Origin of the sequence: Mesorhizobium sp. B2-4-3 (genome assembly GCF_006442815.1) — a bacterium.
Taxonomy (GTDB): Bacteria; Pseudomonadota; Alphaproteobacteria; order Rhizobiales; family Rhizobiaceae; genus Mesorhizobium.
In genome coordinates, this window is record NZ_VFVL01000017.1 from 76,236 (window position 1) to 98,932 (window position 22,697).

21 protein-coding genes are annotated in these 22,697 nt (G+C 64.2%); 11 read left to right on the top strand and 10 right to left on the bottom strand.

The genetic code is table 11. The features are described from left to right. Nucleotides 1–96 precede the first annotated feature (96 nt). From FJ956_RS17380 to FJ956_RS17395, 4 genes are all read left to right on the top strand, one after another. Complete coding sequence (locus FJ956_RS17380) at nucleotides 97–975, top strand: branched-chain amino acid aminotransferase (protein WP_140676885.1); 879 nt, start codon at nucleotides 97–99, stop codon at nucleotides 973–975. A gap of 210 nt (nucleotides 976–1,185) precedes the next feature. Then, nucleotides 1,186–1,788, top strand: a complete 603-nt coding sequence (locus FJ956_RS17385) for a superoxide dismutase (protein ID WP_140676888.1) — start codon at nucleotides 1,186–1,188, stop codon at nucleotides 1,786–1,788. 244 nt (nucleotides 1,789–2,032) lie between these two features. Further along, a complete protein-coding gene (locus tag FJ956_RS17390; protein ID WP_140676891.1) occupies nucleotides 2,033–2,470 on the top strand; it encodes a cytochrome c in 438 nt (145 codons plus the stop codon). 8 nt (nucleotides 2,471–2,478) lie between these two features. Then, nucleotides 2,479–3,426, top strand: coding sequence for a cytochrome c (locus FJ956_RS17395; RefSeq protein ID WP_140676894.1), 948 nt, complete (start codon nucleotides 2,479–2,481; stop codon nucleotides 3,424–3,426). Between the two features lie 11 nt (nucleotides 3,427–3,437). Here FJ956_RS17395 and FJ956_RS17400 read toward each other — a convergent pair whose 3' ends face one another. The 3 genes from FJ956_RS17400 to FJ956_RS17410 form a co-directional block, all read right to left on the bottom strand. Then, the gene (locus FJ956_RS17400; RefSeq protein ID WP_140676897.1) at nucleotides 3,438–4,247 is read right to left on the bottom strand and encodes an LON peptidase substrate-binding domain-containing protein; all 810 of its coding nucleotides are present in this window, start codon (nucleotides 4,245–4,247) and stop codon (nucleotides 3,438–3,440) included. A 201-nt stretch (nucleotides 4,248–4,448) separates the two neighbouring features. Further along, entirely contained in the window at nucleotides 4,449–4,838 is a 390-nt protein-coding gene (locus tag FJ956_RS17405; RefSeq protein WP_140676900.1) for an SET domain-containing protein-lysine N-methyltransferase, read from the bottom strand. Between the two features lie 95 nt (nucleotides 4,839–4,933). Beyond that, nucleotides 4,934–7,045, bottom strand: a complete 2,112-nt coding sequence (locus tag FJ956_RS17410; RefSeq protein WP_140676903.1) for a S9 family peptidase — start codon at nucleotides 7,043–7,045, stop codon at nucleotides 4,934–4,936. A gap of 133 nt (nucleotides 7,046–7,178) precedes the next feature. Here FJ956_RS17410 and FJ956_RS17415 point away from each other — a divergent pair, with 133 nt between their 5' ends. Together FJ956_RS17415 and FJ956_RS17420 are read left to right on the top strand one after the other, a co-directional pair. After that, nucleotides 7,179–7,523 carry an SH3 domain-containing protein gene (locus FJ956_RS17415; protein WP_181170187.1) on the top strand — a complete coding sequence of 115 codons (345 nt, stop codon included), beginning with the start codon at nucleotides 7,179–7,181 and terminating at the stop codon, nucleotides 7,521–7,523. 412 nt (nucleotides 7,524–7,935) lie between these two features. Continuing rightward, complete coding sequence (locus FJ956_RS17420; RefSeq protein WP_027164827.1) at nucleotides 7,936–8,361, top strand: MucR family transcriptional regulator; 426 nt, start codon at nucleotides 7,936–7,938, stop codon at nucleotides 8,359–8,361. An 80-nt stretch (nucleotides 8,362–8,441) separates the two neighbouring features. Here the strand turns inward: FJ956_RS17420 and FJ956_RS17425 are convergent, their stop codons facing one another. Together FJ956_RS17425 and FJ956_RS17430 are read right to left on the bottom strand one after the other, a co-directional pair. Beyond that, nucleotides 8,442–8,870, bottom strand: a complete 429-nt coding sequence (locus FJ956_RS17425) for a SufE family protein (RefSeq protein WP_140676909.1) — start codon at nucleotides 8,868–8,870, stop codon at nucleotides 8,442–8,444. A gap of 172 nt (nucleotides 8,871–9,042) precedes the next feature. Continuing rightward, the gene (locus FJ956_RS17430) at nucleotides 9,043–9,438 is read right to left on the bottom strand and encodes a DUF5330 domain-containing protein (RefSeq protein WP_140676912.1); all 396 of its coding nucleotides are present in this window, start codon (nucleotides 9,436–9,438) and stop codon (nucleotides 9,043–9,045) included. Nucleotides 9,439–9,993: 555 nt separating this feature from the next. Here FJ956_RS17430 and FJ956_RS17435 point away from each other — a divergent pair. The 3 genes from FJ956_RS17435 (at nucleotide 9,994) to FJ956_RS17445 (ending at nucleotide 12,917) form a co-directional block, all read left to right on the top strand. After that, a complete protein-coding gene (locus FJ956_RS17435) occupies nucleotides 9,994–11,730 on the top strand; it encodes a PAS domain-containing sensor histidine kinase (protein ID WP_140676980.1) in 1,737 nt (578 codons plus the stop codon). Continuing rightward, on the top strand, nucleotides 11,705–12,496 hold the full coding sequence (locus FJ956_RS17440; protein ID WP_140676915.1) for a peptidoglycan-binding protein: 792 nt from the start codon (nucleotides 11,705–11,707) through the stop codon (nucleotides 12,494–12,496). Before FJ956_RS17435 ends, FJ956_RS17440 begins: the two co-directional genes overlap by 26 nt. 73 nt (nucleotides 12,497–12,569) lie before the next feature. Continuing rightward, the gene (locus FJ956_RS17445; RefSeq protein WP_140676918.1) at nucleotides 12,570–12,917 is read left to right on the top strand and encodes a DUF1491 family protein; all 348 of its coding nucleotides are present in this window, start codon (nucleotides 12,570–12,572) and stop codon (nucleotides 12,915–12,917) included. Nucleotides 12,918–12,922: 5 nt separating this feature from the next. Here the strand turns inward: FJ956_RS17445 and FJ956_RS17450 are convergent, their stop codons facing one another. From FJ956_RS17450 to FJ956_RS17475, 5 genes are all read right to left on the bottom strand, one after another. Beyond that, the gene (locus FJ956_RS17450; RefSeq protein WP_140676982.1) at nucleotides 12,923–13,930 is read right to left on the bottom strand and encodes a DUF2336 domain-containing protein; all 1,008 of its coding nucleotides are present in this window, start codon (nucleotides 13,928–13,930) and stop codon (nucleotides 12,923–12,925) included. A gap of 395 nt (nucleotides 13,931–14,325) precedes the next feature. Continuing rightward, complete coding sequence (locus FJ956_RS17460; RefSeq protein WP_140676923.1) at nucleotides 14,326–14,874, bottom strand: DUF1254 domain-containing protein; 549 nt, start codon at nucleotides 14,872–14,874, stop codon at nucleotides 14,326–14,328. Then, the gene (locus FJ956_RS17465) at nucleotides 14,867–15,451 is read right to left on the bottom strand and encodes a DUF1214 domain-containing protein (RefSeq protein WP_140643545.1); all 585 of its coding nucleotides are present in this window, start codon (nucleotides 15,449–15,451) and stop codon (nucleotides 14,867–14,869) included. The genes FJ956_RS17460 and FJ956_RS17465 overlap by 8 nt, the downstream gene beginning before the upstream one ends. A gap of 178 nt (nucleotides 15,452–15,629) precedes the next feature. Next, nucleotides 15,630–17,786, bottom strand: a complete 2,157-nt coding sequence (locus FJ956_RS17470; RefSeq protein ID WP_140676925.1) for a penicillin-binding protein 1A — start codon at nucleotides 17,784–17,786, stop codon at nucleotides 15,630–15,632. 166 nt (nucleotides 17,787–17,952) lie between these two features. Then, a complete protein-coding gene (locus tag FJ956_RS17475; protein ID WP_140676927.1) occupies nucleotides 17,953–18,591 on the bottom strand; it encodes a TetR/AcrR family transcriptional regulator in 639 nt (212 codons plus the stop codon). A 111-nt stretch (nucleotides 18,592–18,702) separates the two neighbouring features. On the opposite strand from FJ956_RS17475, the gene FJ956_RS17480 reads away from it, so the two are divergent. Next, entirely contained in the window at nucleotides 18,703–21,114 is a 2,412-nt protein-coding gene (locus FJ956_RS17480; RefSeq protein WP_140676929.1) for an FAD-dependent oxidoreductase, read from the top strand. Between the two features lie 12 nt (nucleotides 21,115–21,126). Continuing rightward, nucleotides 21,127–22,680, top strand: coding sequence for a trimethylamine methyltransferase family protein (locus FJ956_RS17485; RefSeq protein WP_140676931.1), 1,554 nt, complete (start codon nucleotides 21,127–21,129; stop codon nucleotides 22,678–22,680). Nucleotides 22,681–22,697 lie beyond the last annotated feature (17 nt).

A 22,697-nucleotide genomic window follows, 5' to 3' on the forward strand; every position in this document is an offset into this window, starting at 1 on the left:
GCCTCTGGCCTCAACGATTTTTGGCCATGTCGGTTGACGTCAACCGTCAAAGCATCGTCCTATGGCGGCCTGAAATCACTCATTTGGACGGCGAGCATGACACTGGCGGCGGCGGCGCAGACCGCGACTTGGACCTATGTGGACGGCGACTGGTACGAGGGCAACGTCGCCATTCTCGGACCGCGCAGCCACGCCATGTGGCTGGGCACCAGCGTCTTCGACGGCGGCCGCTGGTTCGAAGGCGTGGCGCCCGATCTCGAGCTTCATTCCGCCCGCGTCAACGCCTCGGCGACGGCGCTTGGCCTGAAACCCTCCATGACCGCCGAGGAGATCGTCGGCCTGACCTGGGATGGGCTGAAGAAATTCGACGGCAAGACGGCGGTCTATATCAGGCCGATGTATTGGGCCGAGCATGGCGGCTATATGGGCGTGCCGGCCGATCCGGCCTCGACCCGCTTCTGTCTTTGCCTCTACGAATCGCCGATGATTCCGCCGTCCGGCTTTTCGGTCGGCGTCTCGCCGTTCCGGCGCCCGACCATCGAGACCATGCCGACCAACGCCAAGGCCGGCTGCCTTTACCCCAACAACGGTCGCGCCATCCTGGAGGCCAAGAACCGCGGCTTCGACAATGCGCTGGTGCTCGACATGCTGGGCAATGTCGCCGAGACCGGAACCTCCAACATCTTCCTGGTCAAGGACGGCCACGTGATGACGCCGGCCCCGAACGGCACGTTCCTCTCCGGCATCACCCGCTCGCGCACCATCAACCTGCTCGGCGACTACGGTTTCAGGACCACCGAAAAGACGCTGTCGGTTCGCGATTTCCTTGAGGCCGACGAGATCTTCTCGACCGGCAACCACTCGAAAGTGGTGCCCGTCACCCGCATCGAAAACCGCGATCTGCAGCCCGGACCGGTGGCCAAGAAGGCGCGCGAGCTCTATTGGGAATGGGCGCATTCGACGTCCGCCGCCTGAGCCGCCGGAGCGTTTCACCGCTTCACGCAAACGGCGAACAGCTCCGCCTCGTTATTTTTGCGCAATTCCGGGCGGAAAACCGTTTCGCACTTTTCCCGGAATTGCTCTAAAAAGTCGCTCGGCGCTCCATTCCGGAGTTGCCCCGATCCATTCCAGACCTATCTTAGCCCGGTAGTATCACCGGACTTTTTCCTCGAGGGAGTACCATCCATGGCTTTTGAGTTGCCCGCTTTGCCTTACGACTACGAGGCCCTGCAGCCTTACATGTCGAAGGAGACGCTGGAGTATCACCACGACAAGCACCACAAGGCCTATGTCGACAACGGCAACAAGCTGGCGGCCGAGGCCGGAATGGGCGACCTGTCGGTCGAGGAGGTCGTGAAGCAGTCCTTCGGCAAGAATGCCGGGCTCTTCAACAACGCGGCCCAGCATTACAACCACATCCATTTCTGGAAGTGGATGAAGAAGGGCGGCGGCGGCAATAAGCTGCCGAGCGCGCTGCAGAAGGCGGTCGACAGCGATCTCGGCGGCTACGACAAGTTCAAGGCCGATTTCATCGCCGCCGGCACCACCCAGTTCGGCTCCGGCTGGGCCTGGGTTTCGGTCAAGAACGGCAAGCTGGAAATCTCCAAGACCCCGAACGGCGAGAACCCGCTGGTCCATGGCGGCTCGCCGATCCTCGGCGTCGACGTGTGGGAGCACTCCTACTACATCGACTACCGCAACGCGCGGCCGAAATACCTCGAAGCCTTCGTCGACAGCCTGATCAACTGGGACCACGTCCTGGAGATGTACGAGAAAGCCAAAGGTTGAGCGATTTTGAAGAAAAGCCCCGGCACGCCGGGGCTTTTCTTTTTCGGCAGGACAAGCCCGGCAAAATCGTCACGGCGAAGGGAATAATCCCGCCGCGGCGCCCGTTAGCGTTCAGAGCAATTCCAGGAGAAGTGTGGAACGGTTTTCCGTCCGGAATTGCCCCAACCAGGAGATAGAGCATTTCACCGTGAACGGTGAAATGCCTCAGTCGCGTACCCTCTTCCTTCACCGTGGAGCCAATTGAATGAGAAAGCTTGTCATCGCCATCTCCTTGCTCGCCTTCGCCGGTTCGGCCGCTTATGCCGATCCGATCAAGGATCGCCAGGCCCTGATGAAGGAGCGCGGCAAGCTCGCCGGGCAGATCTCGAAGGTCGTCAAGGGCGAGGAGCCTTTTGACGCCGCCGCGGTGCTGACGGCATTGCAGGCCCTGGAGGCCAATGCCGAGAAGTTCGACGCCGACAAGCTGTTCCCGGCCGGCTCCGACAAGGGCGACACCACGGCCGCGCCGAAGATCTGGGAAGACATGGCGGGCTTCAAGGCGACCGGAGACAAGTTCCTGGCCGACGCCAAGGCCGCGGTCGCTTCCCCGCCGTCCGATGTCGACGCGCTGAAGGCGCAACTCAACACGCTGGGCGGCGATTGCGGCACCTGCCACCAGACCTACCGGATCAAGAAGAGCTGATCGCCTAAATGGCCTGGCTGAAGAAGCTTGTCGGCGCCTTCATCGTGCTAGGCGGCGCCGCGGCTGCCGCCGGCTGGGTCCTGTCGGCGCCGGCCAGGCTTGACGCCGCGACCATCGCCGAACTCGGCCCCGGCGACGCCGCCAAGGGCAAGCGCATCTTCTACGCGGGGGGGTGCACCTCCTGCCACGCCAAGCCTGGCGCCCAGGGCGACGCCCGCCTCGAGCTCGTCGGCGGTCTGGAACTCAAGACGCCGTTCGGTACCTTCGTGCCGCCCAACATCTCGCAGGACCGGAAGGATGGCATCGGCGCCTGGAGCGAGGAGGACTTCGCCAACGCCATGCTGAAGGGCGTCTCGCCCTCGGGCGAGCATTTCTACCCGGCCTTTCCCTATGCCTCCTACGCGCGCATGAAGCCGGCCGACATCGCCGACCTCTACGCCTTCATGAAGACGCTGCCGGCGGTTGCCGGCAAGGCGCCGGACCACAAGCTTTCCTTCCCCTTCACCGTCCGTCGCGGCATTGGCCTCTGGAAGCTTGTCTATCTCAGCCCCGAGCCGGTGATCGTGCTGCCAGAGGGCGCGCCGGACAAAGTTCTCGCCGGCCGCTACCTGGTCGAGGGACCTGGCCATTGCGGCGAATGCCACACGCCGCGCGATTTCGCCGGCGGCATCAGGAAAGGCGAGTGGCTGGCCGGCGCCGTGGCGGCCGAAGGCTCGGGCGTCGTGCCCAATATCACCCCTGACGGGAAGAGCATCAAGGACTGGTCCGAAGCCGACATCGCCAACTACCTCGAGACCGGTTTTACACCCGAGTTCGATTCCGTCGGCGGCGCCATGGTCGATGTGCAGCGCAACATGACGCAACTGACCGCCGACGACCGCGCTGCGATCGCCGCCTACCTCAAGGCCGTCCCGCCGCACCCGAACGGCTATCCGGCGCGCAAGCCGGCGAGTTGAGGACACCCGGCTTATTGCCCGGGCTGGGCGGTATTTATCAGATCGAGCACCTTTTCCAACCGTGCCACGACATCGCTGGTTTCCAGGATCTGCTGCTTCTCATCAATGCCTATCGACAGCAATTGGGCGACTGAATCCGCCAACAGGCCGGGATTTTCGGTGGAAGGAAGGCCGAAGCGGACTCGCTGACGCACTGGCAGTGGGGAAAGGTCGATGTTGGCGTGGATTCGGTATGCCTCAAGAACCGTGTGGGAAAGTGAGGTAGCTTCTTCCGACTGGCTACACTGCTCTTCAATCGGCTCTATCTCGGCAGCCAGGAATTCGCCGTCGATCAGGCGTGTGATGGCTGTGCGTTGAAGGCCGGACACGGTGACCTTGAGAACGCCATCCATTTGTGTCTGGCTATTTATCACGCTCGCCGTAACGCCTATCGGATAGAGAGATTGAGTGCCGGGGTCGTCTTCGGCGCCATGCCTCTGGGCGACTACCATAACCCGACGATCGCCGGCCATGGCGCGTTCAACGGCGCGCCGGGTTTTGTCGCGCGCCACGAAGACCGGCGCGACCGTTTGCGGGAACAGCACAAAATCCCGCATGGGAAAAACGGGGACTTCTGTTTGCGTAGGCCCTGAAGGGATCACACCTGGCGGCACTCCCGGCGCCATTCCCTGAATCCTTGCGGCCAGCACGTTCCAGTCGCGGAGACCAAGAATCTTGGCGATCAACTCCAGGCTGTCGCTGTGGGAAAGAGAAACGGATCTTGCGGCCAGCGCTTCGCTTAGTGTTCGCGCCATAGCCTTGGCGTCGCGGAAATCGCGCATGAAATCATCCTCTGCATAAACGAACGGAAAGCGTCAGGGGCTTGCGTTGCTGACCCGTTCGTTCGGGCAAAGGGGAGCCGAAATTGGCTCGATACATTCACCGTACCCAGGAGGGTGCAAGCAGCAGGTTGTATCCACCGCTCGGGAAGGTGCGCCGAAGGTCTGGTGCTTGTCAATCCTGACCTCGAATTTCAGCGCTCTCTACGGGTGGCGATCGCCCAGAAAATCGAAGCCGTCTTCGAAGAAGTGGTTGTAGTTGCAGGTCAGTTCTTCGCCTGGCGCGATGTCGCGTAGCGCGTAGGTCTCCTCGGGCGAGGAGACGTCGCAGTTCGGGTCGTCGTCGTGGTTCATGTAGCGCGCGTCGTCAGCCTCGAAGACGATGAAGCTCGGATCGTGCCGGTCCGGATAGGAATAGCGGTCGAGATAGGATTTCACCGGGCCGATCTGGGCCTCGTAGGTGTCGACCGGGATCCGGCGGTCGAACCTTGGGTCGAGCTTCCAGACCAGCGTGCCCTTGGCGATGTGGCTCCTGGCGAAGACGCCGATGCCCTGAATGGCGGATTTGTCGAGATACGTGTCGACGAGCAGCATGAGGATCCTTGCGGGTGAATGGTCGCGGCCGGAGAAGCCATGTCGAAAAGGGCGGCACTGGGTAACGCGCGCCCTTGCCGATTGCGAGCGGAAAATCAGGCCTTGCCGGTCACTTTCAAGGCATAGGCGTAAATGTAGGCGATCTCCTCCAGCCGCGAGAAGCGACCCGACGCGCCGGCATGGCCGGACTCCATGTTGATCTTGAACAGCACCGGGTTGCCGCCTGCCTTGCGGTCGCGCAGCCGCGCCACCCATTTCGCCGGCTCCCAATAGGTGACGCGCGGGTCGGTCAGGCCCGCCAGCGCCAGGATCGGCGGATAGTCGTGCGCCGCGACATTGTCATAGGGCGAATAGGCCGCGATCGTCCCGTAGTCGGCGGCTGAGGCGATCGGGTTGCCCCATTCCGGCCACTCCGGCGGCGTCAGCGGCAGGCTGGCGTCGAGCATGGTGGTCAGCACGTCGACGAACGGCACCTCGGCGACGATGCCGCCGAAATCCTCCGGCGCCATGTTGGCGATCGCCCCCATCAGCATGCCGCCGGCCGAGCCGCCCTGCGCGACGATGCGGTCGTGCTTTGTATAGCGCTCGGCGACGAGATGGCGGCCGCAGGCGATGAAATCGGTGAAGGTATTCATCTTCCTTGCCCGCTTGCCGTCATCGTACCAGCCATAGCCCTTGTCCTTGCCGCCGCGCACATGCGCGATGGCATAGACGAAGCCGCGGTCGACCAGCGACAGGCAGTTGGTGTTGAAGGCGGAAGGAACGGTGATGCCGTAGGAACCATAGCCGTAAAGCAGGCAGGGCGCCGAACCGTCCAGCGGCGTATCGCGATGATAGAGCAGCGAGATCGGCACCAGCTCGCCATCGGCGGCGGGCGCCATCAGCCGGCGCGTGACATAGTGTTCTGGATCGTGGCCGGAAGGCACTTCCTGCGTCTTCAAGAGCACGCGCTCGCGGCTGCGCATATTGTAGTCGAACACCTGCGCCGGCGTCGTCATCGATGAATAGGTGAAGCGCATCGTCTCCGTGTCGTATTCGTAGGAGCCGGAGAGGCCGAGCGAGAAAGCTTCCTCGTCGAAGGAGATGAAATGTTCCTCGCCGCTTTCGCGCTCGCGCACGACGATGCGCGGCAGGCCATCCTTGCGCTCGAGCCTGACCATATGATGCTTGAAGCCGAGCACCGAGAGGATCAGCCGGCCGGGCTGGTGCGGCACCAGTTCCTGCCAGTTGGCGCGCACCGGATTGTCGACCGGCGCGGTCATGATCTTGAAGTCCTTGGCGCCGTCGGCATTGGTGAGGATGAAGAAGACGTCGCCGCCTTCTTCCAGGTCGTATTGCAGGCCGGTCTCGCGCACCGCCATCAGCTTGGGCTCGGCCGATGGATCATTGGCGGGCAGCAGGCGGTATTCCGAGGTCTCATGGTCGTTGATACCGATCATGATCCAGTCATTGGCGCGCGTGCCGCCGACATCCATGAAGAAGCCCGGATCGGTCTCCTCATAGATCAACCGGTCGTTCTCCGATTTGTCGCCGAGCGCGTGGAAGAACACTTTTGACGGGCGATGATTGTCGTCGAGATGGGTGTAGAAGAAGCCGCTATCGCCGGCATTCCACACCCCGCCGCCGCCCGTGTCCGGGATCTGGTCGGCAAGTTCTTTGCCGCTCGCAAGATCGCGCACGCGCAGCGTGAAGAACTCCGAACCCTTGTCGTCGAAGGCCCACAGAAGCTTTCCGTGGTCGGCCGAATGGTCGACGCCGCCGAGCCTGAAATAGGCCTTGCCTTCGGCTTCCTTATCGCCGTCGAGCAGGATCTCCTGGGTGCCGCCGCCGCGCGGCATGCGGAAATAGCGCGGCTGCTCGCCGCCCAGCCGGAAGGAAGAGCCATAAGCATAGGGCCCGTCCTTCATGGGCACCGTCGAGTCATCCTCCTTGATGCGCCCCTTCATCTCGGCAAATAGCTTGCCGCGCAGCTCCGCGGTGCCGGCCATCAGCGCCGCCTGATAGGCGTTCTCGGCATCGAGATGGGCGCGGATGCGGCCGTCGAGGAGGGAAGGGTCCCGGAACACGGCCTGCCAGTTGTCGGCCCGCATCCAGGCATAGTCGTCGCCGCGGGTGATGCCGTGATGCGTGTCGGAAACCGGCTGTTTCTCAGGCGTCGGCGGGTTGGCGGCCGGGAAGGCGGAAGTCAAGGCGGAAGCTCTGGTCATTACGTCTCGCTGCGGAATTTGCTTGAATGACGAATGAACACGCCGCTCAGCGGCGGTTCAAGGGGCGCGGTCCAAGGTGGTCTACAGAAGCTAAGTTGAAGGGGGAAAGATGAAATCCTGTGTTTCTACCGCAATGTCTGTCGCCGTCCTCGCGGCAGGTCTGGCTTTTTCCAGTCAGTCTCATGCAACCGTCTTTGCCGCCTGGCAAGTGGCGGGCGTGCCGTTCGGCGACACGCTCAATGCACGAAAGTATCCGTCCAACGCATCGCAAAAACAGGCCGCCTATCCGAACGGCACTGTGCTGCAGATGACCGGCCGCTGCACCGGCGGCGTGAACCTGCTCGATATCGCCCGCCAGCCGCAATGGGAGCAGCGCCAGGCGATCCGCTATCGCTGGTGCGAGATATGGCACGACCCGGCGCAAAATGGCCATTTCGTCACCGGCTGGGTCTACGGCAAATATATCGCCCCTTACTAGGGATATCGTTCACCCAGGATCCGGATCGGCAGGGCGGCGTCCTTGCGCTTTGTTGCGCCGCAGGATTCATCGCGCCGGCGCGACAGGCATCCAAGCATTGGCCAAGCATTGAGCGCCGTGTCGAGCGGCGATCGGATGTCTAACATACGGATGACGTAACGTCACGGTATGCTGGTCTGGCCAGAAAAATCTCGCGAAGTTACACGGTGCACGAATTTTTGAAGCTGAATCAGCAATATTTGATGAATATCGGCGAATATAAGTCAATATGCGAATTGACTTACTTGCAATGCGGCGCCATTAAGATAAGGCGATGCGAATCGCAGGCTTTCCTGCACGAAATTCGCGCGATGCCCGATCCCACAAAAAGGGCGCAGTTTTAGAAACAAACTCTCGTTGGGGCCTTAGCACTATGGAAATCGTCGAAACACCTTCGAAAAATGGTGATGCACTGATCGAGCTGACCGCCGATGTGGTCGCCGCCTATGTCAGCAACAACCCGGTTCCGGTTGGGGAACTGCCGAACCTTATCGCCGACGTCCACGCCGCGCTGGGCCGCGTCGGTGGCTCGCCGGAGCAGCCGTCGGCCGAGAAGCAGAAGCCGGCCGTCAATCCGAAGCGCTCCGTCCATGACGACTACATCGTCTGTCTCGAGGACGGCAAGAAGTTCAAGTCGCTGAAGCGGCACCTGATGACCCACTACAATCTCACGCCGGAAGAGTACCGTGAGAAGTGGGGCCTGGATGCCAACTATCCGATGGTCGCCCCCAATTACGCGGCCGCCCGCTCGCAGCTCGCCAAGAAGATGGGTCTGGGCCGCAAGCGCAAGGGCCGGTGATAGGTCTCAGCTCGTCAAGCAGTTCGACGGCGCCCTTGCGGCGCCGTTTTGCTTTCTTGATGGGAGCGATATGGGCCGGATCAGGCTGTCTGCTTCAGCGCCGCTTCCGCATCGCGCCTGATGCGCTTGACCATCGAACGCAGGCCGTTGGCGCGTTGCGGCGACAGATGCTCGTCGAGGCCGAGTTCCTTCAGGGTCGCTTCGGCGTCCGTGTTATGGATTTCGCTTGCATGCCTGCCTGAAAACAGCGCCAGCATGATGGCGACGAGACCGCGCACGATATGGGCATCCGAATCGCCCTGGAAGCGGATCACCGGGTCGGCGCCCGCTCCCTGCTCGGTGGTCAGCCACACCTGGCTCACGCAGCCGGGCACCTTGTTCGCCGCCGTGCGCTCCTCGTCGGGGAAAGGCGGCAGGCCCTCGCCGAGCTCGATCACATAGCGATAACGGTCCTCCCACTCGTCAAGCAGGGAAAAGTCGTCGCGGATGGTCTGGATCGAGGTGGCCATTGACCCGCATATAGTGGCCCGGCCCGGCCGCGTCACGGAAAAAGAAAGACGCCGCGGGCGTCGAGAGGTCGGACGAGCCCGCGGCGTTAGAGCAATCCAAGGAAAAGCACGTAGTGGTTTTGCGTCCGGAATCGCGCCAAAACCAAAGAGCCGAGCGAACGGCTGGAAGAATTCAGTTCTTGGCGGTCAGCATCACCGGAATGTTGACCTTGGCGGGCAACACGATGTCCTCGGCGACGCTGCCGGTGGTCGTGACGGTACCATCCGCGACCTTCGTCTCGGGCGCGACTGCCTGCCCGGGCTGTTGCTGGTCGTCGATCATGGCCGCGGCGATCTTGGCCGTTTCCTTGGCGCGAACGGTGATGGTGTACATGGCCGATTTGCCGGTCTCGCAGACATCGGGCTTGCGCTCGCAGAGCCCCGCAATGTCGCCGACCGCCTCGCGCGCCGCAAACAGCGCTTGGATCGGTCCGACGCTCTGCTGGCCGTCCTCGCCCGGGCCGACGCCGAGCGGCAGCGCAAGCAGCACCAGCGAAAACCAGAAAGCCATCCTGATCAGAAAGCCCATCTTACTTGCCTCTCATCCGGGATGGATGATGCATCCATCCGTGACGGATCATGCATCCATCGGCATGACCTCTTTTATGGGCACGATAGTGGCACGGTCACGCAAAGGACGGCTTGCATCGAAGCCGCGAATTTTCCTCAAATTTTAGGCAAATTCGAAAGGAATTGGTTTTGAAACGGACTTGTCTCGAATCTCATCGAGCACATTAACTTTACGATAACCATATATCATATTGTAATTGCACGATTTTATTCTAGCTAGAGGTTAGCCGGATCAAGTTTCGGTCCGTTTTGGCACAAGCCTCGCGGCTAACCCGCCGTTTACCATGGCACTAACTCGGCGTGCTTTGCGGGGTCGGCATCACAATATTTGTCCTGGGGCGGTCGCCGGCTTCGCCAGCCTTATCCATTCCTTAAACGCTGGATGCGAGTTTCAAGCCAATTGATGAGTCACCTGCCAGGCAGGCGTTTTTTACGACCGGGTACGCGTGCGTTGAGTTCGATTTCAGCCAGATACGTTCAATTGCCTGGCGCGGTTGCCGCCGGCTGCGAGCGCATGGTTCACCCGACCGTGACGGGTGAGGCGGAACGACTGCGCCAGCGTCGCTTCATCGGCGTCATGCTCGCCGCGCCTTTCCTTGCCGCGGGTGCGGCGGTCACGCTCGTCACCGCGAATCTCGGCGCGGCCGTCACGGTAGCGGCGATCTTTGCCGCTTTTGGCCTGTGCTGGTTCGCGGCGCTTCTGGTGGCCGCCACCGGCCACATGACGCTTGCCGGCCGCATGGCGGTCGCGCTCGGCGGCCTCGCCCTTGCCGGCGCCGTTGCGGCGGCGGGCGGATTGGCCTCGCCGGTCGCGCTGCTTGGCCTGGCACTGCCGGTCGAAACCTGGTGGGTCTCGGGATCGCGGCGCGCTGCGCTGTGGGGCGCGCTGGCGGCGCTTGCCGCTATCGTGCTGCAGCCCTTTGCCGGGCAGTTCCTGCCGCTCGGCGAAATCGCCACCTGGCATTGGCTGCTGCCGTTGGCCTGGGCGCTGACGCTGGTGCCGCGGGCCGCCGCCATCGCCAACCCGGCCGGTTTGCAACTGGCTGAGCCTGCCGGCGATCGTCTCGAGGACGTCATCGACGCCGTCGTGCTGCGCGCCGGCCGCCAGGGCGAGGTGCTCGACGCGTCCGCCAGGGCGCGTTCGACCCTCAAATTGGCGCCGGAGCTCCTGCTCGGCACCGGTCTTTTCGATCGCGTCCATCTTTCCGACCGCGTCGCCTATCTCACCGCTTTGGCCGACATGCGCGAGGGCGCGCCGAAGCGCCGGCTTGATCTGCGCATCCGCTTGCCGCGCGAGGGAGCCAGTGCGACCGACAATTTCCGCCCGTTCAGCCTCGAGCTGTTGCGCGGCGAAATCGACCGCGACGTGTTCACCCTGGTGCTGCGCGAAGACGACGATGTCGCGGCGCTGCGCGAGGAGCTTGCGCAAGCCAGGGAGGCCGCTGCGGCCGCCGAAGTGGCCAAGGGCCGCTTCCTGGCGGTGGTCAGCCACGAGCTGCGCACGCCGCTCAACGCCATCATCGGCTTTTCCGACATGCTGCTGCATGAGATGTTCGGCGCCTTCAAGGATCCGCGCCAGAAGGAATATGTCGGCCTGGTCAGGGAGTCCGGCCAGCATCTCCTGTCAGTCGTCACCTCGATCCTCGATGTCTCGCGCATCGAGGCGGGCGCCTACGCGACCGAGCTGGAGCCGTTCCGCTTCGTCGAGGCCGTCGACATGTGCCGCTCGATGATGCGGCCGCTGGCCGACCCCAAGAGCATAGTTCTTGCCACGCAGATCGCCCCGGATGCGGGCGAGATCAATGCCGACCGCCGGGCGGTCCAGCAGATCCTGATCAATCTCGCTTCGAACGCCGTGAAGTTCACGCCCGACGGCGGCAGCGTGGTGATCGGCGCCAAGCGCGTCGGCTCGCGCCTGCATTTTTGGGTGAGCGACACCGGCATCGGCATCGCCGAGGAGGACATGGCCAATCTCGGCAAGCCGTTCATGCAGATCCAGAACGACTACACGCGCCGTTTCGAGGGAACCGGGCTCGGCCTGTCGCTGGTCAAGGGCCTAGTGGCGCTGCACGAGGGCACGATGTCGATCGAGAGCGCGCCGGGTGAGGGCACCACGGTGACGATCGGCCTGCCGGTGAACGGGCCGAAGCGGCGTTCCGGTGCGCCATCCGGCGTGCTGGCCATGCCGGCGGCCAAGCCGAAGGGGGACGCAGATGGGGACAGCAATGGCTCGCTCCGCAAAACGGCCTAAGGTGGTCGAACCAGAGCGCGGCGTTCTTGCCGAGGGCGCCGTTGCCGTCGGTCAGTTGATCGCGAGCAATCCGGTCCTGGTCGGCGGCTCGACCGCTTTCCTGGTGACGCTGTTCTACGTCTCGGCCAACGCGCTCTGGTATCAGCCCTTTCCGCATGCCGGCGCCTTCTTCGCCACCCGGACCATCGTGAATTTCCCGCATACCGTCTCCGACGAACCGGAAACCACCATCAACATCGTGCGCCAGGCGCCGGCGCAGCCGGTGGCCAAGCCGGATCCGGTCGTCCAGCAGGTGCAGGGCATTCTGAAGGACCTCAGCTTCTACGATGGCACGGTCGATGGTCTCACCGGACCGGCCACGCGCAAGGCCATCCAGGCCTATCAGTTGAAAGTTGGGCTGCCGGGATCGGGCGACATCGACACGGCGCTGCTCGACCAGCTTGGCGCTCGCCAGACCACGGCGGCCATCCCGCACCCGGCGCCGCGCCCGGTCGACGCGGCAGCCGCGACGCCGTCGGCCAAGCCATCGGTAATTCCGGTTTCGGCCCCGGCCAGTGACCCCACATTGTCTCCCGACGCCCGCATCGTCAGGATCCAGGCCGGCCTGAAGGCTTTCGGCAATAGCGATATGCAGCTCGACGGCAAGGTCGGCGCCCGCACCAAGTCCGCGATCAAGGAATTCCAGGCCCTCTTCGGCCTTCCCGAAACCGGCGAGCCGGACGAGGCCGTCTATGTCAAGATGCGCGAGATCGGCCTGACGAACTGAGCGGCGACGTCCGATCATTTCGGTTCCTTCATCCTTGCTATAAGGAACCGCGCATGCCATCCGGAACCTTGCCATGCGCGTGACCACCGATCTCTGGGTCTCGGCCCTTGTGCGCCGTGTCTTCAGTGCCGGCGGCTTCGCCGCTGTCGTCAAGCGCGGCGCGACCGAGGCAGGCGCCGTCTTCGTGCTGTCGCGCGGGCGTCTGGGAGAGGTGACCTTCTACGGGCCGGCGCCGCAGACGAGCTACGATTCGGCCAAGCCTGATGAGCGCTTCTTCGCCGTGCTCGGTACGAGCGACGATGGCTCGGCTTTCGATGCGCGGCTGGAGCGGGAGAGGAAATTCGATCCCGACATCTGGGTGGTCGAGATAGAGGGCGGGACCATTCCCGTCGAAGAGCTTCTTTCCGTGAAGGCGGATTAACCGCGTCAGGACGCCTTGAGGCCGGCGCTCGCCTCGTCGCTGTTCGAGGCTTCGCGGCTCTCGATGTCCACCGCATCGGCAGCATTGCTATGGATCGCCCGCGAAAGGGTCTCGGCCTTCCAGGCGCGTACCTTGTCCAGCGCCGCCTCGCGATGCATCAGCCTGTAGCGGTCGAGGAACAGGCGGATCGCCTGCGGATGCGGGAACTCGCCGGGATAGACCGCGACCGCGATCAGGAATGCCCTGTCTTCGCTGAGGTCGAGAGCGCGCAGCGCCGCAAGCAAGGCGGCATAGCTCGACTGCCCGGTCACCGAACGGGCAGTCGCGAAGTCGATATGCAGCGCGTCGGCAAGCGCGGTCTGGAAGAAGGCCGCGTTCCCCGTCAGCGCCGTCTCGCGCAGTTTCACATAGGCCGGCTGGCCGAGGAAGGTGTTGACATCGGCGCTGTCACCGGTCGGGCGCATCATCGACCGCAGGCGGCGCCGCGCATCCTCCTCTGCATGGCCGGGCGCGGGGCGGCCGGTATCCGCCTTGGCCACCGGCTCGGGTTTCGGCGCAAGCCTGGTGACCGTCTCGGGCGGCCGCGTCTTGACCAGCGTCGGTCTTTCCAGCGCGCGGATCAGGTCGGCGATCGTCGGGTTGAGCTCCTTGCGGCGCGCGATGGCGCGCGCGTGCGGCAGCCCGTGCCTGCCGATCAGCGCGATGAGGTCGATGTCGCTCAGCGCGTTGGAGCGGATGAGCAGGGGGGCTGCTGTCTCGACCGGTTCTTCGGCCAGCCGCCGCACCAGCGCGGTTGGGGCATATTCGCATTCGGATAGGGCGGCGGCGACGTAGCGGCGCGACTCGACCGAGACCCCGTCGAACAGCGGCAGCGTCAGGTCTTCGAGTTGGGCGATCTCGCGGCGCGAAGGGCGCGTCAGCGAGCAGAAGGCCGACACGGCGGCGCGGAACAGCCTTTCGGCCTTTCCAGCTTCGGTCCGGATAGCGATTTGCCTGAAATCCGAAGATGACACGGAGGATACGCCCGACACTCGACACACTCCCGAACCGCACGATCCGGCCGCGCCGGTTTCGCACCTTCAGGAAACAAACATCAAATTAGCCGCGATCCGTTAGCGCTCCGTTAACCCTCTACGCCCCTTAATCAACTTTGGAGGCGTTGCGTTGTGCTCCGGGGAAACCGAGAGGGAATGCGCGAACCATGGGCATGGTCCTGTCTTTTGTGCCGCGAGCGGCACCTGTAAATCGAGCAAGTCACGACACCACGACGGCGGCGGCGGTCATCATTTTCCCCGGCGTCCGCTATGAGTTGCATCCGCAGGCTGGTGAGGCACGGCCCGGCGAGAGCGGCCCCGACAGGCCGGGCTCCCCGCCGCCTGCCAAGCCGCATCACTGATCGGCGCCTTTCTCAGTAATCCTGCAATTCGCAGGCGCTCTGCTCGAGGAAGCGCGACACGATCGGCTTCCAGCTATCGTCCGGCACGAAGGCGCGGACGACGAAGATGCCTTCATCGATCGGCGCCTCGACGAAGATCGCGCCCTGCAGATCCTCCGGAAGGTCGCGCCGCACGTCGATCATCTGCGCCGGCGTCAGCACGATGGCATCGAGTTTTTCGCCATTGGCGTTGTGGTCGTTGAAGGAATAGATGTTGTGGCCGCTGCGGTCATAGACCGAGGCCGACCAGAACGGCACGTCGCCGGGCGCCTTGATCCTGACCAGTCCGTCCGTGAGATCGAATCGGCAGGCGGCGGCGTAAAACAGCGGATCGACCGATTTCACCACCGGCGCGCCGCCGGCCTCGGCATCGAGCCGCGTCATCTTGTAGAGGTCCGAAGCCATCGCCAGCCGCGACCAGGCATCGCGTTCGGAAAATTCCGGCACCAGGAACAGCACCGCGATGTGCACGATGCCGGCGCCGAGCAGGCCGAGTATGAGGGCGTGCAGCAGGCTACGCATTGCAGCCCGCCTTCAGGATGCGCGGCAGCGTGACGTCCGACAGGCCGGTGCTCGAGGCGATCGGCGTGTCGTAGAAGGTCAGCACGAAATACATCTTGCCGGAGCCGCCGGTCAGCAGCCAGTTGCCGGGAGCCGGGCGATTGCCGACGGAAATGACGACGGAATTGTCGGGCTGGCGCAGCACTTCGTAGGATTGCAGCGCCGACTGCCTCGGCTTGCCTGTGTCGATCACGCCAAGCGACTGGTCGGCGGCATAGAGCGTCCAGAAGCGGGCGGTGGGATAACCGCCTTCGATCGTGTAGGCGCATTCGCGTTTCAGCGGCTCGCCCGCGTCGTCGCGCTCAGCCACGAAGGCAAGCCCCTCGGCCTGGCCGAGCGCCAGCACACCCTCGCGTGCCACGCGCGCCTTGGAATAGGGGTCGGCAGCCAGCGTCCCGACTTCCGGGAAGGCGGTCCATTGGCCGATGCGGATCGCGCCGACGCCGTCCTGCGCGTTGAGCGCATACCAGACGCTGTAGCCGCCAAGCCCGATGGCCATGGCAAGCGAAAGCAGCGTCAGGATGGCGTTCTTGAGCATGAGAGCCGCAAACAGAGGAGGTTGCCCGGGATATCGCGGCGCGGGGTGCCGTGGCAAGCCGGCTTCACGCGCGGGGGGCTGGATCAGGACGACGTTGCGCTGAAAAATCGTCTTGATCCAATTTTTGTTGGAGCATGATCTTATCCGAAAACCGGTTCCCACTTTTCGGGACTATGCTCTAAAGCGCCGAAAGCGTCTCCGGCAGAGCGGGCGCATCGAGCACCGGCGCGGCCTGGAACACCTTGGTCATGTCCCGCAGCGTCTGGCTGGTGCGGCTGGAAAGCACCGGCGGGCGTTCGGCCTCCGCCTGCGCCGCCGCCGCGTCGGCTTCCTTCTTGGCCGCTTCCTCGGCCTTGGCCGCGACCTCCGGATCGACCCATGGATGATCGATACCGGGGATCGGCTTCAGATCGATGTTCTGGTGCGCGTAGACCATCAGCCGCTGCCAGACCATCGCCGGCAGCGAGCCGCCTGTCATCTTGTTGGTCGCCGTGAAGTCGTCATTGCCGAGCCAGACGGCGGCCGTGTAATTGCCGGTGAAGCCGACGAACCAGGCGTCGCGGTAGGATTGCGTCGTCCCGGTCTTGCCGGCAACGACGATGTTCGGAAGCTGGGCGCGTCTCGCGGTGCCGATAACCGGCACCGCCGCCAGCATGGTGTTCATGTATTTCAGCGCCTTTTCCGACAGCACGCGATGCGGTGGCGGCGCGTCCTTGGCCCAGTCATAGACCACGTCGCCGGTGCGGGTGACGAGCTGGGTGATGCCGTGGCGCGAGCCGACGAAACCGTTCTGCGCAAAGACGCTGTAGCCCGTCGCCTGGTCCATCACCGTCATGCCGGATGTGCCGAGCACCATGGTCTTGTGCGCTTCCAGCGGCGATTCCACGCCCATCGATTCGGCCATCGCCTTGATCGGACCGATGCCGAGGTAATCCTTGGCGAGCCGCACCGGCACCGTGTTGATCGACTTGGCGATCGCCGTGAGCAGCGTCACGTTGCCCGCCGATCCGCCGCTGTAATTGTGCGGCGACCAGTTGCCCCAGCTGATCGCGCCGCCGGAAACCACCGAGTCCGGCGTGAAACCGTGCTCCATCGCCGTGGCATAGACATATGGTTTGAAGGACGAACCGGTCTGGCGCAGAGCCTTGGTGGCGCGGTTGAATTGGCTGGTGCCGTAATCCCGGCCGCCGACGATGGCGCGCACCGCGCCGTTTGTCTCGATCACCACCACCGCGCCTTCGGTGACGTTGTATTCCTTGCCGAACTGGCGAAGATGGAACTCGACGGATTCCTCGGCCGCCTTCTGGATGTTGGCGTCGAAAGTCGTGTGGGCGACCAGCGAGTGCTGGCCGGGCTTGGCGATCTTCTTGACCTCGTCGAAGGCCCAGTCGAGGAAATAGTCCGGGCTCTTCTGCTCGCCGCGGTCGACGACGTCGGCCGGATGGAGCCGCGCCTGCAGCACCTGGCCTTCGGTCATGAAACCGGCATCGACCAGGTTTGACAGCACGACATTGGCGCGGGCGCGGGCCGCCGGCAGGTTGATGTGCGGGGCGTATTTGGTCGGCGCCTTGAACAGCCCGGCCAGCATCGCCGCCTCGGCAAGGCTCAGGTCCTTGACGCTCTTGCCGAAATAGAAATCCGCCGCCGCCTCGATGCCGAACGTGCCGCCGCCCATATAGGCGCGGTCGAGATAGAGTTGCAGGATCTCTTTCTTGGACAGGTTCGCTTCCAGCCATAGCGACAGGAAAGCTTCCTTGATCTTGCGCTCGAAGGTGCGCTCGTTGGACAGGAACAGGTTCTTGGCGAGCTGCTGCGTGATGCTGGAGCCGCCCTGGACCACGGAGTTGGCGCGCACATTCTCGAAGACCGCGCGCGACAGGCCCAGCACATCGATGCCGTAATGGTCGAAGAAGCGCCGGTCCTCGGTCGCCAGCACCGCCTTGATGACGATGTCCGGCATCTCGTCGACCGGCACGGAATCGCGCTGGATGATGCCACGCTGGCCGATCTCGTTGCCGTAGCGGTCCAGGAAGGTGACGGCGAAGTCACCCTGGCTGCGCCAGTCGCCGGTGGTGATGTCGAAGGCGGGCATGGCGAGCGCGAGCAGCACCACGAAGCCGCCGGCGCCCATGGTGAAACCTTCGCTCAGCAACTCGATGATGGCGCGGCGCCAGCCATGCACCCGGAAACGGCGGGAAAAGATGGTCGCCGCTTCCCAGAATTCGCGGGCCTTGAAGCTGATCTCATAGAGCGAGGAATCGAGCCATGCGTCGACGCCGAGCAGCGCCGAAGCGACCCGGCCTCTTCTCTTGCTTGGTTTCGAAGGACTTGCCATTCCAGACTTCCGCCCCAACGCACTTTCGCCCGGAAACTGCAAGGCAGTTCCGAGCGCCTCCCCCTGCAAGACTAATCGACCATTTTAGCACCGCTCACAAGGGCAGCGAAGCAACAGCTCAAGCTTTGTCGATTGGTGGCGCCTTGGCCGTGGACGGCCGACTATATCACCGCGCCGCGATGAAGCGCATGAAATGCGCCACATCCGCCTCGGTCGGCTCCTGGCCGGTGAAGGAACGCAGATAGGCGGCGAGATGGCTGACGCGCGCCTCCACCGGTTCCTTGAGGTCGAGCACGTAATAGCCGATCTGCATGTAATAGAGGACGCGGGCGCGGATGAAGGCGTCCTCGCCGTCATAGCCGTGCCGGCGGTACATGTCGCGGATGGCGCTGAGGCGCTCGTCGTCGGCCCTGTCGATCATGCGCCGCACGTCGTCCGAGCGCCTTGCCCATTCGCGGACGGCGAAATCGAGCCGCGGGTCGAACAGGCGCTCGTCGGCCCAGCATTCGAAGACGTTCATCACGCCCATGATGATGGTGTCGGCGGGCCGGCGGGCACGCTCGACGATCGCCGTGGTGTTGGTGTCGTGCCAATGCGCAAGCAACTGGTCGAGCAGGTCCTGCCGGCTTTCGAAATACCAGTAGAAGCTCGAGCGCGAGACGCCGAGCTTCTGTCCCAGCGTCAGCACGCGCACGCTTTCGATACCGTCGGAAATCAGCGTCCGCAGCGCGAGATTGATCCAGTCGGCGCGCGTCACCTTGATATTGCCGGGCGCCGGCTCGTCCTGGGGAGCGGTCATGATCATGACCGAACAAGTGGCACGGCGCGGAGCGGCGCGCAAGTTCTGGACAGAAGTGTCTAGACACATGTGTACAGGATATGTATCTTGAGAGCCTCCAACGAGAGGGAGAGGCTCGTGAAATCGCATTACCGGGCAGTCGTCATCGGGGGAGGTGTGGTCGGCGCTTCGGTGCTCTACCATCTCACGCGGTTTGGCTGGAGCGACGTCGCGCTGATCGAGCGCGCTGAGCTGACGGCTGGCTCGACCTGGCATGCGGCCGCCGGGTTCCACGCGCTCAACGCCGATCCCAATGTCGCGGCGCTGCAGGACTACACGATCAAGCTCTACCGCGAGATCGAGGCCGAGTCCGGCCAGAATGCCGGGCTGCACATGACCGGCGGCGTCAACATGGCGAGCGACCCGCAGCGTTGGGAATGGCTGAAATCGGCCTGGGCGGTGTTTCAGTCCGTCGGCATCGAGACGGCCCGACTGGTGACGCCCGAGGAGATCAAGGAGATATGCCCGATCGTCGATGTCAGCGACGTGCTCGGCGGGCTCTATGATTCCAACGAGGGCCATCTCGATCCCTATGGCACCACGCACGCCTATGCCGGCGCCGCCAGGAAGCGCGGCGCCGATGTGATCCTGCGCAACCGCGTCATCGAGCTGAAACAGCGCGCCGATGGCGGCTGGGACGTGGTCACCGAAAAGGGCACGATCGTCGCCGAGCATGTCGTCAATGCCGGCGGCCTGTGGGCCAAGCAGGTAGGGTTGATGGCCGGCGTCGACCTTCCGGTGACGCCGATGGAGCATCATTATTTCGTCACCGAGGACATTCCCGAAGTCGCCGCCCTCGACAAGGAGCTCGGCTTGGCCGTCGATCTCGACGGCTTCTCCTACCTGCGTCAGGAGCGCAAAGGCGTGCTGCTCGGCGTCTACGAGCAGAACCCGAAACACTGGAGCATGGACGGCGCGCCCTGGGATTACGGCATCGAGCTGATCCCCGAGGACATCGACCGCATCAGCCCGGAGCTCTCCAAGGCCTATCAGCGCTTCCCCTGCCTGGCGAATGCCGGCATCCGCAAATGGGTGAACGGCGCCTTCACCTTCACGCCGGACGGCAATCCGCTGGTCGGCCCGGTCAGGGGGCTGAAGAACTACTGGGTCGCCTGCGGCGTCATGGCCGGCTTCAGCCAGGGCGGCGGCGTCGGCAAGTCGCTGGCCGAGTGGATGATCTACGGCGAGCCGCAAGCCGACATCTTCGGCATGGACATCGCCCGCTATGGCGCCTTCGCCGCCAACCGCGAGTATCTGCGGCAAACCACGGGCCAGTTCTATGCCCGCCGCTTCGTCATGACCTTCCCCAACGAGCGCCTGCCTGCCGGCCGACCGCTGAAGCGTCCGGGCGCCTATGACGGCATGAGCGCCGCCGGCGCCGAGTGGACGGCGTCCTGGGGCCTGGAGATCCCGGCCTATTTCGCGCCGATGGGATTCCGCGAGGAGACGACGCTGAAGCGCTCCAACGCTTTCGAGATCGTCGGCGACGAGGTGCTGCAGGTCCGCAGCGCCGCCGGCCTCGTCGATACGACGGCCTTCTCGCGCTATGCCGTGTCAGGCCCCGGCGCCGAGGCCTGGCTCGACCGGCTGCTCGCCTGCCGGCTGCCGAAGCCCGGCCGCGCGAAGCTGGCGCCGATGCTTGGGTCCGACGGCCGGCTGAAGGGCGATCTCACCGTGCTCAACTGGGGCGGCGGCGAATACTGGATCATGGGCTCCTACTATCTGCGCGAATTCCACATGCGCTGGTTCGAGGCGCACATCGCCGAAGGCGTCTCCATCACCGACATCTCGGACGCCATGTCCGGCTTCCTCGTCACCGGTCCGAACGCACGCCGGATCGTCGAACGCACCACGCATCAGGACGTCTCGGCGGCCGCCCTGCCGTTCATGGCTTGCGGCGCGTTCGACATCGGTATGGCACGCGCCCGGGTGGCGCGGCTGTCCATTGCCGGCGAGCTCGGCTTCGAGATCAACTGCCCGGCCACCCTGCATTCGAGCCTGCGTGAGACGCTGCTTGCCGCCGGCGAAGACCTCGGCCTCGCCGAGATCGGCTATTACGCGCTGAATTCGCTCAGGCTGGAAAAGAGTTTCGGCATCTGGTCGCGCGAATTCACGCAAGGCTACACGCCCGGCCAGGCCGGGCTCGACCGCTTCGTCGCCTTCGACAAGGGCGATTTCATCGGCCGCCAGGCCGCGCTCAAGGAGCGCGAGACTGGCGTCTCGCGACGGATCGTGACGCTTGAGGTCGACGCTGTCGACGCCGATGCCAGCGGCTTCGAGCCGGTCTGGTCCAAGGGCCGGCGCGTCGGCTTCGTCACCTCCGGCGGCTACGGCTACACGGTCGGCAAGAGCGTCGCCCTGGCGTTGCTCGATGACGATTTCGCCGGGGAGGGGACGGAACTTTCCGTACACATTGTCGGGGTCGAACGGCCGGCGCGCGTCATCGCCGCCTCGCCCTACGACGCCGAAGGCAAGGCGATGCGGCAATGAGGAGGAACCGCCATGATTGACGAGGCCGCACGTGATCTCAGGCGCGAGCGCCGGCGGGGACGCATCGGCGAGGCGGGCAGCGAATCCAGTCGCCATCCGAATTACCGGTCGCTGAAGAACCCCTTCCTGCCGCAGCCGATCTTTTCCGACGACCAGGTCGCCGCGATCCATGCTACCGCGCTGCGCGTGCTGGAGGAGCTCGGCATCAAGGTACTGCTGCCCGAGGCCCGTGCCATCTACGCCAGGGCCGGCGCATTGGTCGACGAAGACAGCCAGATGGTCAGGATCGGCCGCGACATGGTCGAGGCAGCACTTGCCGCGGCGCCGCGCTCCATTCCCGCCCTTGGCGGCGATAGCTCGCGCGATCTGACACTCGAGCTCGGCTCGATGACCTTCCTGGCCGGCTCCGGTGCTCCCAACATCACCGATCTCGAGCGCGGCCGCCGGCCGGGCACGCTCCAGGCCTTCGAGGAATTCATCAAGCTGATCCAGCATTTCGACGTGCTGCATATGCTCGGGCCCTGCGTCGAGCCGCAGGACATCGACAACCGCTTCCGCCACTATGCCGCCAACCGGGCGCAGCTGACGCTGTCGGACAAATTCCCCTTCATCTTCGCGCGCGGCACGCTGCAGGTCGAAGACGGTTTCGAGATGATCCGTCTGGCGCGCGGCCTTTCGCAGGACGAGTTCCGCGCCGGCGCCCATTGCTACACCGTCATCAACACCAACTCGCCGCGCCAGCTGGATATTCCGATGGCGCAAGGCATCATCGATTTCGCCAAGGCTGGACAGGTCCTGGTCATCACGCCCTTCTGCCTGGCAGGCGCCATGGCGCCGATCACGGTTGCCGGCGCGCTGACCTTGCAGCATGCTGAGGCGCTGGCCGGCCTGACGCTCGCGCAGATCGTGCGGCCTGGCGCGCCGGTGGTCTATGGCTCCTTCTCGTCCAATGTTGACATGAAGTCCGGCGCTCCGGCCTTCGGCACGCCGGAACACATCAAGGCGACGCTTGGGGCGGGGCAACTCGCCCGCTACACCGGTCTGCCTTGGCGCTCCGGCGGCGGCAGCGCCGCCAACGTCTCTGATGCGCAGGCGGCACACGAGACGCAGTTCGCGCTGTGGGGCTCGGTGCTTGCCGGCGCGACCGTCTGCATCCACGCTGCCGGCTGGCTGGAAGGCGGCCTGAGCGTTTCCCTGGAAAAGCTGATCACCGACATCGAAGCGCTGCAGACGGTCGCTGAGCTTTGCGCCACGACGCCGGGCGATGCCGACGCGATCGGCTTCGAGGCCATCGCCGAAGTGCAGCCCGGCGGCCATTTCTTCTCGGCCGCGCACACAATGGCGCGCTACCGCACCGCCTTCTACGAGCCGGTGGTGGCCGACTGGTCGAATTTCGGCAATTGGACGCAAGCCGGCGGTAAGACGGCCACGGAGCGCGCGACCGGCATCTGGAAGCGGATTCTTTCCGATTTCCAGCCGCCGGCCTCGGCCGCCGCTACCGCGGGCCTGCTCGACGAGTTCATTGCCAAGCGCACCGAGGAAGGCGGCGCGGCTCCGGTCTCATGATTTGACGAAAACGTAAT